The 13,341-nt window shown below is 52.2% G+C and carries 12 protein-coding genes; all 12 read right to left on the bottom strand.

Annotation, left to right across the window (positions count from 1 at the left end; genetic code table 11):
* Positions 1–10: 10 nt before the first annotated feature.
* Positions 11–1,414: a DUF342 domain-containing protein gene (locus MKZ07_RS09660; protein ID WP_341025635.1), complete on the bottom strand. Its 1,404-nt coding sequence runs from the start codon at positions 1,412–1,414 to the stop codon at positions 11–13.
* A 30-nt stretch (positions 1,415–1,444) separates the two neighbouring features.
* Positions 1,445–2,233 carry a FliA/WhiG family RNA polymerase sigma factor gene (locus MKZ07_RS09665; protein ID WP_036692554.1) on the bottom strand — a complete coding sequence of 263 codons (789 nt, stop codon included), beginning with the start codon at positions 2,231–2,233 and terminating at the stop codon, positions 1,445–1,447.
* Between the two features lie 78 nt (positions 2,234–2,311).
* Positions 2,312–2,722 (bottom strand): hypothetical protein, encoded by a 411-nt coding sequence (locus MKZ07_RS09670; protein ID WP_036692553.1) that lies wholly within the window; start codon positions 2,720–2,722, stop codon positions 2,312–2,314.
* Positions 2,723–2,724: 2 nt separating this feature from the next.
* Positions 2,725–3,222 (bottom strand): chemotaxis protein CheD, encoded by a 498-nt coding sequence (locus tag MKZ07_RS09675; RefSeq protein ID WP_036692550.1) that lies wholly within the window; start codon positions 3,220–3,222, stop codon positions 2,725–2,727.
* A complete protein-coding gene (locus MKZ07_RS09680; protein WP_036692548.1) occupies positions 3,215–3,841 on the bottom strand; it encodes a chemotaxis protein CheC in 627 nt (208 codons plus the stop codon). Before MKZ07_RS09680 ends, MKZ07_RS09675 begins: the two co-directional genes overlap by 8 nt.
* 3 nt (positions 3,842–3,844) lie before the next feature.
* Positions 3,845–4,306 carry a chemotaxis protein CheW gene (locus MKZ07_RS09685; RefSeq protein ID WP_036692546.1) on the bottom strand — a complete coding sequence of 154 codons (462 nt, stop codon included), beginning with the start codon at positions 4,304–4,306 and terminating at the stop codon, positions 3,845–3,847.
* 27 nt (positions 4,307–4,333) lie between these two features.
* Positions 4,334–6,424 (bottom strand): chemotaxis protein CheA, encoded by a 2,091-nt coding sequence (locus MKZ07_RS09690; protein ID WP_036692545.1) that lies wholly within the window; start codon positions 6,422–6,424, stop codon positions 4,334–4,336.
* Positions 6,425–6,458: 34 nt separating this feature from the next.
* On the bottom strand, positions 6,459–7,850 hold the full coding sequence (gene cheB / locus MKZ07_RS09695; protein ID WP_341025639.1) for a protein-glutamate methylesterase/protein-glutamine glutaminase: 1,392 nt from the start codon (positions 7,848–7,850) through the stop codon (positions 6,459–6,461).
* A 34-nt stretch (positions 7,851–7,884) separates the two neighbouring features.
* Positions 7,885–8,766, bottom strand: coding sequence for a MinD/ParA family protein (locus tag MKZ07_RS09700; protein ID WP_036692542.1), 882 nt, complete (start codon positions 8,764–8,766; stop codon positions 7,885–7,887).
* Positions 8,763–10,181, bottom strand: coding sequence for a flagellar biosynthesis protein FlhF (flhF, locus tag MKZ07_RS09705; RefSeq protein ID WP_036692540.1), 1,419 nt, complete (start codon positions 10,179–10,181; stop codon positions 8,763–8,765). Before flhF ends, MKZ07_RS09700 begins: the two co-directional genes overlap by 4 nt.
* Positions 10,178–12,211 (bottom strand): flagellar biosynthesis protein FlhA, encoded by a 2,034-nt coding sequence (gene flhA, locus MKZ07_RS09710; protein ID WP_036692533.1) that lies wholly within the window; start codon positions 12,209–12,211, stop codon positions 10,178–10,180. The genes flhF and flhA overlap by 4 nt, the downstream gene beginning before the upstream one ends.
* Before the next feature lie 20 nt (positions 12,212–12,231).
* Positions 12,232–13,326 (bottom strand): flagellar biosynthesis protein FlhB, encoded by a 1,095-nt coding sequence (gene flhB / locus MKZ07_RS09715; RefSeq protein WP_084648837.1) that lies wholly within the window; start codon positions 13,324–13,326, stop codon positions 12,232–12,234.
* Positions 13,327–13,341: the final 15 nt, after the last annotated feature.

Genomic DNA, 13,341 nt, shown 5'->3' on the forward strand with positions numbered 1-13,341 from the left:
CTGCCCGCCATTACACATACGGTATTATGGATATGTCCCCTTCACTATAAATGAAGGATACCCGCTCTGTCGGGTCCTTGACGAACCTGGTATACCTGCCGATTACGATCTTAGAGCCTCCATAGATCGTCTTGACCACATCAACCTTTGCTCTGCCGGTGTCCTCCAGCATGCGCTCGATCTCCAGCACACGCTCTTTAATTCTCTTTTCATCACGCATATGGGATTGCTTGGTTGCATTAAGTTTGACGCGAAGTGCCACCTTATCCGGCGATAGCTGGCCGTTGTTCGCCAGCTGATTAAGCAGATACAGCGCTTTATTGGTCTTGTCCTCATTCTCGAGAAGCTGCCGGAGCTCTTGGCGCAGTTCGTTGATCTCATTTCTCAGCTCGGGAACAACGCCCACTTCAATCGCTGTAGCTGTAGACATGGTATTGCCGATGGTACGGGCGATCACGCGTTCGCCTGCCTGTACGATACCGCCTACGATTAAGCCTTTGGCCCCGTTACACAGCACATCATGGCCTGCCCGGATGCTGGAATGCATAATACTTTGGGAGACTACAATATCCTCCCCGGCCACAACATTGCCATCCTGGATGAACGAGACCTTAACATTTTTACCGGCGCTTACAAGGCCTTTATTATATCCAATGATGCCGCCGGTAATCTCGATGGACCCGCCCGATATCAGTTCGGCCCCCTCTACCCCGCCGACCACCCGGATATCTCCTGCGGATTTGACAGTGAAACCGGTAAGCACATTGCCGCGGATGACCACTGTTCCTACGAAATCAATATTCCCTGTGCTGTAATCCACATCCCCATTGATTTCATACACTGGAAATACATTGATTTTCCCTTTGTCTGTCAGCGTAACCAATCCGTCAATCGCCGAATACATGGAGGTCTCTTCCTGATCCACCACCACATTCTTGCCTACCTTGAAATGAGCCTCCTTCCCTGCCCGGAACGGAAGCTCTTCCCCTGTTACCATTTTGCCGTTCACGCCGTTCTCTGCCGGAATAACCTTGGCAATAAGCAGGCCCTTCCTCACGTTATGCAGACGGACCAGCTCTTTGTAATCCACCTTGCCATCCTCTTTCTCCAGAGGCTTGCGGTCCTCCTCCATATCAACGGTCAGCACAACCCGGCCGTCCTTACCATTGACAGCAGGCTGTCCAATCGCGATGGGCACCCGGTTCCAGAAATATTCTTCCGGGTTGCTGCTAATCCGCTGAACAATATCATGCTGGATACCAAAACGAATATTGTGACTGAACAGGAAGCTCTCAAGGTCCTCGACCGAACAGGTGAAATTCTCATCCTTCTTGGTGAACTGAAGGTAAGCAATCCCCTTATCCTCCGAAAAAGTAATGCTTAGGTATTGGCTCAATACATATTGACCGATCAATTTCTGCTCCCCCTTGTCACCGTCACCCGGTTAATCATTTTGCATTAGAAGGTCCCGGTTCTTCTCAAGTGTTCCTCTTAGCCGCAAAATAGCTTTGGAATGAAGCTGGGAGATTCGCGAAGGAGACAGTGACATCACTTCCGCAATCTCGCTTAAAGATAAATCTTCATAATATAAAAGGGACACGACGGTCCGTTCTTTCACTGTTAGTTTCTCGATGCCCTTGGTTAGCGTATCCCGCAGGTAGAACTCATTTACTTTCCGGTCCGGATTCTTGGCCTTGTCATCTACCAATATGGACATTCGTGTCTCTGATTCTTCTTCACGTATAGGATCTTCCAATGAACAGAGCGACATTACTGCAACATCCTGCAGCATCGTCTGAAACTCCGTTTCCGAAATATTCAGATACTGGCTCATTTCATCGTCACTTACCGATCTCAAATACTTCTGTTCCAGCTGCTGGTAGGCATCCTCGATTTTTTTCGCTTTTTCGCGTACGGATCTGGGAACCCAGTCACTTTGCCGCAGAGAATCGAGAATTGCTCCCCGTACCCGCCACGAGGCATAGGTCTGGAATTGAAGCCCCCGCTTGTAGTCGAATTTTTCGATGGCATCAATGAGTCCCATGACACCGTTGCTGGCCAAATCGTCCTTGGAGACGTTTTTGGGCAACCCTACTGCCAGACGGCTGGACACGTAATCAACAATATGGAGATAACTCTCAATCAGCTTTTTTTTAGCTTCAGGATCGCCGTGCTCTTTCCACTGCTCCCAAAGCAGGTCTGTTTCCGACTGAGCTGCTTTACGCTCGTTCAACGGCTTTCACCCTTCCCAAAGTTTAGTCAGCGGGCAAACATGCGGCGCAAGATGACGGACTTTCGCCGCAACACTCGCTTATTCTTCTTTCAGGTGACGAACGGCCTTGGCCAATTCTTCAGGATCTTTCATAGAGACTAGCTTCGGAGGCTGCAAAGGCGTGAACCCCCCGGGCTCTTCACTGACCGCCTCCCGTTTTGGGGTTAGCAGGTCCTTGAGCTCCTGATCCTCTTCAGGTGTACTAATATCAAGCTTCACGCCAAGTGACTCTTCGTTATCGAACAAACTGGCTTCGGGGTCTGAGGATTCTTTTCCGATAATAAAACCCAATACCCATCTCAGGAAGAAAGCAAGCACAAACCAGATAATAAATCCGTACATGCCACGGATCAGGCTGGTACCCAGCAGGTTCTGTCCGTTATTCGCAAGGAAGGTTAGTAGAAATCCGATCAGTCCGGCCACAATATTCAGCAATAGTTTCCTGCTCATGGCTAAATTTCCTTCGGGCCTTTTTGAACGCTGCGGATAAAAATCACTCCTGTGGTGCAAGAGATTTCTATCGTGCGCCCATAATTGCCGCCCGTGTCCTCCGCGATAAGAGGAATACGAAGGTTGTCCAGAGCAAGCTTGCAGGATTCCACATTCCGAGGCCCGATCCTCATGGTGTCACTCCCTCCGGCAAAAGCAAACATCTGCGAGCCCCCGGCCATCTTAGCCACAATCCGGCTTCTAACCGCCCCCAGCCCCAGCAGGCGGGCCAAAAGCTCAGGTACAGCAGTATCTGCGAACTTGGCGATATTCAGCTGTCCCTCCCGGGCAATCTCTGACGAGGGCAGCATAACATGAGCCATCCCCGCCAGCTTTTTACCGGGATCAAACAGAGTCAGTCCTACGCAGGAGCCAAGACCGGTCGTACGAATAAGGCTGTCCTGGCTGCCTACGTTCAGATCCGCCATACCTACTTTAATGATGCTCTGCTCTTCAATCATTGTCGAACGGTACTCCTAAAGCCTTGAATATTTTGGGGAACGATTCCGGATCGGGAATAAGGAAGAATTGTCCTTCAATTTCATTTTGGCCTTCTAAAAAAGTCGTATCGATCAGCAGAGCATCGTCACCCATCTGACCGAACTGCAGCAGCCCGTAGCCAAGAATGGCACCAGCCATATCCATCGCAAGCGCCGGCACTGTCGGATACATGGACAGGGAAGTGAAGTCCGCCAGGGAAGAGAGATATGAGCCGGCCAGAATATTTCCGATCTCACTTAGTGCGGATAACTCCATCTCACTCAACTCATCGCCGCCGGAGACTTCAATTCCGGCAATCCGGCTGAGCAGACTGCTTGCCGCTTCCGGGGTAAGGATGAAGAACAGGTTGCCCGGGGCTTCACCTTCCACACGCAGGAATACCGCGTATACTAGTTCCTCCGCTCCGCCCACCTTATCGGTGATCTCCTCGAAGCTGAGTAGCTGTACCTTCGGCACGGCCATGTCAATCGGCTTATTGAGCAGCTGGGACAAGGCAGTGGCTGCATTGCCGGCACCGATATTTCCAACTTCCTTAAGTACATCCATTTTGAAGTCTTTGAAATTCTTGAATAGCTCCATAGGCTAGCCCTCCAGGCTTTCCAGCTGCACGATTTCACTCTTGTTCAACACTTCAGACAGGTTAAGCATAATCAGCAGACGGTCATCCCCTATTTTAGCTACTCCGTCCAGATACTTCGCCTTGATGCCGCCCACAACATCCGGCGGTACATCGATAATGTCACGGTTCAAGTCGATGACATCGTTGGCTGAATCGACAATGAAGCCCACTTCCATCTCATTCACATTTACGATAATGATTCGGGTCTGGTCGGTGTGCTCCGCTTCCTCGATGCCGAATCGTCCGCGCAGATCAATAACCGGAATCACGACACCGCGCAGATTGATCACACCTTTGATAAATGAATAGGTCTTCGGTACGCGGGTAATCGGCATCATGCGTTCAATCGTCTGGACCTTCTCTACTTCAATGCCGTATTCTTCAGTGCCAAGCTTGAATACAATTACTTTAATATCTTCAGCCATGGAATGACCCTCCCTGTTCTAACCTGATTATTTGATAAAAGCATTCGGATCGATAATAAGCGCTACTTGTCCGTCTCCAAGAATGGTGGCTCCGGAAATCCCCTGCACCTCAGGCAAATACTTGCCGAGGTTCTTGATTACAATTTCGTTCTGGCCAATGAAGTCCTGCACGGCCAAGGCAACCAGCCGTTCTCCTTTGCGGACAACCACGATCTCCGTCTCCTCTTCCGTGCTTTCATCATAGTCCGGAATAGAGAAGATCTTGCTTAGGGAGACCAGCGGAATATGGCTGCCCCGGAACTCCAGCATCCGGTTGCCGTGAATGGTGCGGATCTGGGATTGCTTCACAATTCCAGTCTCTACGATGGAAGAGAGCGGAATGGCATATTTCTCTGAGCCAAGCCGAACCAGCATTGCTGCAATGATCGACAGGGTCAGCGGAAGCTGAACGGAGAAATTCGTACCTTTGCCCGGTGTTGAATAGATGGTGACATTGCCGCCCAGCGAAGAGATTTTGGCTTTGACCACATCCAGACCCACGCCACGTCCCGATACGTCAGAGATTACCTCAGCCGTACTGAAGCCCGGCGCGAAGAGCAGCTGGTACGCTTCGTCATCCGACATCGTATTAGCCTGTTCCTGGGTAATTGCACCCTTTTTGACGGCAGAGGCCAGTACATTCTTGGGATAGATGCCCTTACCATCCTCTTCAATCTCAATGAAGACATGATTGCCGCTATGGAATGCTCGTAAATGAACGGTTCCTGTCTCCGACTTCCCGGCAGCGATACGGTCCGTGATAGATTCAATCCCGTGGTCTACCGCATTACGCAGGAGATGCACCAATGGATCACCAATCTCATCAATTACGGTACGGTCCATCTCTGTATCCGCGCCGGTGATGATTAGATCCACCTTCTTGTCCAGCGATTTCGCCAGATCGCGGATCATCCGCGGGAACCGGTTAAATACGGTGTCTACCGGAACCATGCGCAGCTTCATGACAATATTCTGCAAATCTCCGCTGACCCGGCCCATATGCTCGACTGTCTCGGTAAGATCACCGTTCTGGACCTCAGAGGCCAGCTGTTCCAGCCGGACACGGTCAATAAGCAGCTCGCTGAACAGATTCATCAGCACATCCAGGCGCTCAATATCAACACGGATGGTTCGTGATGGCGACGGCGCTCCTCCTGCCCGGGCCGGGGCAGCTTTGCCGTTCTCTTCCTTGGGGTGCACAGAAGCAGCAGGTGAAGCAATACCGGCAGCTGCGGGAGCAGCCTCCTGCACCGGAGCCGGGGCAGGCGCTTCGGCGGTAGCTGCCGCAGTGTCTTGTCCCATTTGGCGAAGTGACTCCTGATCAAGCGCCACAGCAGTAACCGCTTCGATCTCCGACAAATTCAGAATCATCTTCTGAATTTCACTTGCATCCTTTTGGGTTATGTAGTAGAGGGAGAATCCGTAATCGAATTTCTCCTGCTCTATGTCCTGAACCGAAGGGAAGGATTTGACGACTTCTCCTGAACGCTCCAAAAGGTCGAAGACCATGTAGGCACGTACGGCTTTGAGCTGACAGTCCTTGCGGATAGCCACATCCACATACAGCACCTGATGGCCTTCCTGAAGGGACTGCTCCAGCACAGAGTACTGGAATTCATCCAGGAACACCTGGGCCGCACTTGCATTGCCGGACGCAGCAGCAGTGACTTCAGCAGAAGCATTGCCGGCAGAAGGAACCTCTCCGCGAACGATAGCCTGCAGGGAAGAGACAATGGCTGTTACATCGGCCTTGCCCGCCCCCCCGCCGGTGATATCCTCCACCATGGATTCCAGAGCGTCAATACTTTTGAACAGGGTATCAAAAATGAAGTCCTGCATCCGCAGTTTGTTATTACGCACCAAATCGAGCACATTCTCCATTTGGTGCGTAAGCGAAGCCAAATCTTCAAAACCCATTGTAGCCGCCATACCTTTCAAGGTATGGGCGGAGCGGAAAATCACCTGAACAATACTCAGATCCTCCGGATTCGCTTCCAGCCCCATCATGCTCTCGTTCAAAGACTGCAGATGATCATTTGACTCATCAATAAACATGGATAAGTATTGGTTCATGTCCATGAGCGGGTACCTCCCCTTCGAGTTCGCTATTCCATTATTTAACGGCTTGTACCAGCCTTGGAGCAATTTCTTGCAAAGGCAGGATGTGTCTTACACACTTCAACTCTACTGCAGACCTCGGCATTCCGTAAACCACACAGGTTTCTTCACTCTCTGCAAAGGTTGATGTCACCCCTGAATCGTAGAGTGCTTTCATCATACGGGCCCCGTCGCTGCCCATCCCCGTCATAATGACAGCATGACGTTCCAGCGAGGTAAGCTTCAATACCGATTCAAACAGTGTATCTACAGAAGGACGATGTCCATTGCGGACCTCTTCCTTAGTAAGCTCTATCATGTATTGGCCGCCAGGCGCAGGAACCACTGTCAGGTGATAGCCCCCGGGGGCTATATACGCTGCTCCCTGCCGGAGAACCATACCGTGCTCCGCTTCCGCGACCTCCAGCGCGCTAAAGGTATTCAGGCGCTGGGCCAGCGATTTGGTGAAGTTAGGCGGCATATGCTGGACAATGACAATTGGTGCCGGGAAGTCTCCAGGGATGTTCTCCAGGAACGCCTTAAGTGCTCTCGGACCTCCTGTTGAGCAGCCTACAGCAACCAGCTTACGCACGCCCCGGCTTCCGCTTACCTGGCCTCCTGATGCTGCAGGAGGTTCAACGAACGAACCTGCAGCAATTTCAGCAGCTGCACGTTGTCCAGCCCATCCGGCGCCCTGCACTTCCTTGGAACGGCCTTTAAACCTTTCGGGAGCCGATTTGGGCACTACTGGCGCGGGCTTGATTACCCGCTTCGCAGTAACTGGCTCAGCTCCGGCCTCCGGCTTCCGTTTGTCAGCAGGCGGTTCAATCGGTGCCTTGACCCTCGGCTTCTCCGTGCCCTGAAGCGGTGCTTTATCCGCCTCTCTCTTGGAGGGCTCCAGCTTTCGTCTCACCGATTCCACAATAGCCCGCGGAGCAGTTAGTTCAGCAGCAGGAGAAGGAGGCTCAGGCAATTTGACGGCAGAAGCGCGGGCTTCACGCCGCTCGCGCGCCAGCATCGCCTCCTTCATCTGCTCCCTGAGGGATTCTCCGACAGCGATGATATCCTGGGAGTTTGAAATGGACGGCTTTCGGATGAAATCGAAAGCCCCCCACTCCAAGGCCAGAATCGTCTCCTTCATACCCTCTTCATTGATACCGGACAGCATAATCACCGGGAGCGGACGCTGGGCCATGATACTTTTTAGCGCCTCCAGGCCATTCATCTCAGGCATCTCCACATCCATGGTTACGAGATCCGGACAAAGCTCGTTAACCTTCTCAATCGCCTCACGTCCGTTAGCAGCTGTCGCTGTGACTTGAAAGTCGGCATCATTCTCTATTAAATCGGAAATGATCTTGCGCATGAATGCAGAATCATCAACAACCAGAACTTTATATGGCCTCATAGCTTTCCACCTCTGTCCCTCAAATTCAGAACAATTATCTGTTTCGTTTCAACCACTTGCTAATGAATCCCTTGATGCCTTGTACTTTAGCGGTTTCTACTGAATCAACAGCCAGATAACTCTGTGCAAGCCTCTGAACATCCCTGGCTGCAATACTGTTCGGAAAAGCCACTGAGAATGGAATTTGTTTCTTAACCGCCTGTACCACATGCGGATCGCTGCTGATGTAACCAAGGAAGGGAAGCTCAAGCTGCAGGAACCGGCTGGCTGCCATCCGGATTTTGTCGCTGGTAGCCCGTGCCTCCCGTTCATCCCCTGCCTGATTGACAATCAGTCTGAACGAGACCTCCGGATGCGAATTATGAACAACCTTCATCAGCGCATACGCATCTGTAATTGCTGTAGGCTCAGGTGTGGTCACCACCAGGCAGTCGTCGGCAGAAGTGATGAATTTCATCGTTTCCTTGGACAGCCCCGCCCCTGTGTCGAACAGGATGAAATCCATGGTATCGGCAATGCTTGCAATCTGTGTGGTAAAGTAATTCAGATCCGCCTCCGAGAGTGTGAACAGTTCGTCCATCCCGGAACCCCCTGCAATGAAGGGCAACGCTTGCGGTCCGAGCTGAATGATCTGTCCGATATCTGCTTCCCGCTTGAGCAGGTGGTACAGATTGTATCTGGATGAGACACCCATAAGGACATCAATATTAGCCATGCCGATATCGGCATCGAACAGAAGAACTCTCCGTCCCATGGCCTTCAGTGCAAGCGCGAAGTTAAGGGTGAAATTCGACTTCCCGACTCCCCCCTTCCCGCTGCATACCGTGATGATCCGGGCAGAGGCACCGCTTCCGGGAGCCTGCCTTGTATCCTGACTGGAGACCAGCCGTCTTAACGCCTGCGCCTGGTCCATCACCCGCCCCCTGTTCCCAGCAGCATGCCGCCAATCTGCTCCCCTGTTGCCATTAGAAGATCATCAGGAACATTTTGTCCGTTGGTAATATAAGAGAGCTTTAGCGGGTAATCATTCAGAACATTGAACAGCGGGCCATAGCTCCCAGTTTCATCCAGCTTCGTAAATACAACCTTATCCAGCTGGTATCTGCCGAAGTGCTCCGCGATCTTTTTCATGTCACGGCTCTTCGAGGTCAGGCTCAGCACCAGCAGGGTCTCACTCTTAAGCTCCTTGGCCAGCAGACTCTGTAGTTCAGCCACCAGCATTTCATTGCGGAAATTGCGTCCGGCGGTATCCATGAGCACCAGATCACAGCTCTCCAGCCGGAACATCGCCCGCTGCAGATCTCCAGGTGATTGGACAACCTCCAGCGGTATGTTGAGAATGGAGGCGTAGGTTCTAAGCTGTTCAACGGCTGATATCCGGTAAGTATCCGAGGTAATCAGCCCGACCTTACGGCCCTGCTTGAACAGCTGCTCCGCTGCCAGCTTGGCAATCGTTGTCGTCTTGCCGACCCCTGTCGGCCCGGCAATATATACAATCCGGGTATCCGGGGCAATACCGCCGGCAATTCGTCCCGCCAGAAAACCGTCAATCTGCTCTCTAAGCACAGCCTCGAATTGCTCCGGCCCCCAGCTGCTTCCTTCCTCACGGTAACGCTCCAGAACATATCCGATCCATTCCTCTACGAGAACTGCGTCAGTCTCCTGGTCAATCAGGCGGCTACGTAAGGATTCCAGCGCATCCGGCAGCTCGGCAGCCCCTGAGGAATAACGTGCGATACGTTCCATCCATTGCTTCATATCCCGGATCTCCCGCAGGACATCACTCTCAGTGGCAGAGGCACTCTCAGGTTCAGGCTGTTCTGCTGCAAGCGATTCATAGATGGCTGCAAGCTTCTTCCGGCTCTCCTCCGGCTGCGGTACAGACGGCTGGCCTGCTGCAATATCCTCAGTGCGGATAACCGGCGGCTCAGTCTTGGCTAAAGGCGGCATCACAGCGACACCTCCGCCCTGCTCCAGTGGATCAGCCAGTGCTGCGGCAATCTCGGCAAACGACTTGGCTGCTGCCGCCTCCCTTACCGTCACAGGCGGCGGGAGAGGAGGAGCAGCGGCTGAGGCAGCCTTCTGATAGGCCTCTGGTACTGCATTTCGCGGTACGTTCATCGGCGGTGCAGGAATCTTCTCCTGCGCAGCCGCCTTTGCACCGTTCTCCACAGCAGCCACAACCTCAATCTTCTTTTTTGTGAACATACCCATGAATCCGCCAACCTTTATTTCTTTGGTGCTTAAAATAACGGCATCGCTTCCAAGCTCGCTGCGGATCGAATGCATGGCGTCAGGCATCGTATCGACCACATAACGCTTCACTCTCATAAGTTCACCACCCCGACGCTTTGAATTTCAATGTTTGGCTCCAGCTCACTGTAGGAGAGCACAGGGATATCCTGCATGGTTCGCTCAATAACCTGGCGCAGATACATGCGAATCGTTGGAGAGGTCAGTACAATCGGCTGCTGGCCGGACTGCAGGAGACGGTTGATCTGCTCCGTAAGCCGCTGATAGACGGTTTGGGTAGATACCGGATCAAGCGCCAAGTAGCTGCCCTGCTCGGTCTGCTGCACGCTCTCGGAAATCTTTTTCTCAAGCCCGGGACCTACGGTAATGACACGCAGGGTCTCCCCCGTCTGAGAGAACTGCTGGGTAATCTGTCTGGAGAGAGATTGCCGCACATATTCAGTCAGAATATCAGGGTCCTTAGTATAAGTGCCGTAATCAGCAAGCGTCTCGAAGATGGTGACGAGATCGCGGATGGATATTTTCTCCCGCAGCAGCTTGCCCAGCACCTTCTGAACATCCCCGACAGCAAGAATGGAAGGAATGAGCTCGTCCACCAGCACAGGGTAATTCTCCCTGAGATTGTCGACCAGCTGCTTCGTCTCCTGACGGCCCAGCAATTCGTGTCCATACCGTTTGATCAGCTCGGTCAGATGCGTGGCTACAACGGAAGGCGGGTCAACCACGGTATAACCGGATAACTCAGCCCGCTCCTTCACCGACTCATCGATCCATAAGGCAGGCAGACCAAAGGATGGTTCGATAGTCTCAATCCCGCTAATCGACTCGTCATCATACCCAGGACTCATGGCAAGATAGTGATTAAGTAATAATTCACCGCCGCCAACGTTATTTCCTTTAATTTTGATGACATATTCATTCGGTTTTAGTTGAATATTGTCGCGTATACGAATAACCGGCACGACAAGACCCATCTCCAGTGCACATTGCCGTCGAATCATGATGATACGGTCGAGCAAATCGCCGCCCTGCCCCGTATCCGCCAAAGGAATCAGACCATAACCAAATTCGAATTCGATCGGGTCCACCGTAAGCAGATTGATAACACTTTCGGGACTTCGCACCTCTTCGATCTGCTTCTCCTCGACCAGTTGTTCATCGGCAATCTGCTGCCTGCTGGCCTTCTGTCCCATACTGTAAGCCGCATAAGCCATCAGCCCCGCCAAAGGAAGCGTGGACATAATCGTAATCGGGGTAAAGAACCCCAGAAACGCAATGGTCGCAGCCACTATGTATAGAAGCTTCGGATAGGACAGCAATTGTCCGGTCAGATCCTCGGCCAGATTGCCCTCCGAAGCCGCGCGGGTAACGATGAGACCGGAAGCCGTGGAGATCAGCAAGGCCGGAATCTGGCTGACCAGACCGTCACCGATGGTCAGGACAGAGTAGGTTGAGAGTGCTGTCTGGAACGACATACCATGAACGGTCATACCGATAATGAAGCCGCCGATCAGGTTGATAATGAGGATGATGATACTGGCAATGGCGTCCCCTTTAACGAACTTACTCGCACCATCCATGGCTCCGAAGAAATCCGCCTCGCGTTCGACATTACGGCGGCGTTCCCGTGCCTGCTGCTCATTAATCATCCCCGCATTCAGATCCGCGTCAATACTCATCTGCTTACCGGGCATCGCATCCAGCGTGAAGCGGGCGCCTACCTCGGCCACGCGCTCCGAACCCTTGGTGATAACAATGAACTGAACCACAACCAGGATCAGAAAGACAATGAACCCGATAGCGATCTGTCCCCTGGCAATCCAGCTTCCGAAGGTCGCTACGACCTCCCCGGCATGGCCATCAGCCAGAATCAGCTTGGTTGTTGACAGGTTCAGCGCTAAGCGGAACAGCGTTGTGATCAGGAGCAGTGAAGGAAATATTGAGAACTGCAACGGATCTCTGGTATTCATGGCGACCAATATAATGGTCAGGGCTATCGAGATATTGACAATTAACAGTACATCCAAAAGCCAGACAGGGATGGGCAGAATCATCATAAGCACAATACCGATAATGCCCAGTAGAACTGTTAAATCTTTAGCTTTCAATGTCCTTAACCTCCCCCGGCTTATCTCCTCTTGCCTTTAAGCTTATATACATAGGCCAGCACTTCGGCAACTGCCTGGAACAGATCGGCCGGCACTACATCACCGATCTCCGCTCTCTGGAACAATGCCCGTGCCAGCGGCTTATTCTCCATCGTTACAACACCATGCTCCTTGGCCAGTTCCCTGATGCGGAGTGCCACATAATCCTGGCCCTTGGCTATAATCTGAGGAGCCTCCATTGTGGAACCGTCATACTTCAGGGCGACTGCAAAGTGGGTCGGGTTCGTGATGATAACATCAGCCTTGGGGACCTCCTGCATCATCCGCTGCATCGCCATTCTGCGCTGACGTTCCCTGATCTTGCCTTTGATGATGGGGTCGCCCTCCATCTTTTTGTACTCATCCTTAATGTCCTGCTTGGACATCTTGAGACTCTTCTCATGCTCGTATTTCTGATAGATATAGTCCAGTACCGCCATTATAAAAAGAGCCGCTGCAATCTTGATGCCCAGGCTCATGGTCAGCTTCGCAACGAAGGCGTATGCCCCTTCCGCATCGACATGCGAGAGGCGTGCAAAACTCTCCTTCTGTCCCCAAAGCGTACTGTAGACCAGATAGGCAATCAGGATGAGCTTGAAGATAGATTTGAGGAACTCTACTACGGAACGCATGGAAAAAATATTTTTGAAGCCTTTGATGGGGTTTATCTTGCTGAACTTAGGCGTAATTCCTTCGCCTGAAGCCATGAAGCCTACCTGTGCGAAGTTAGCCACGAGCGCCAGCAGGAAGGTGATGCCCAGCAGCGGAGCAAGCAGAATGAGGATCTGCAGCCCGTACTGGTTAAACAGCGTAGTGATATTCTCCGGTGTTACCTCAAGCATCATCCGGTTCTGGAACACATCTGTGTAGAGCTTGATAAACCGTTCTTTCATGAAGCCGCCGAAGACGCTCAGTGACAGCAGCGCCGAGAAGAGGACCACTGCGCCTGACATTTCAGCACTTTTGGCAACCTGCCCCTTCTTGCGGGCGTCCTGCCGTTTCTTCGGAGTGGCTTTCTCTGTCTTATCTCCTCCGAACAGCTGAAGGTTCAGTTTGTATCTTGCCTGTTTTGCCAAGACAATCTCTCCTTA

The organism is Paenibacillus sp. FSL P4-0338 (genome assembly GCF_038002365.1).
In the GTDB taxonomy this organism is placed as follows: Bacteria; Bacillota; Bacilli; order Paenibacillales; family Paenibacillaceae; genus Paenibacillus_AQ.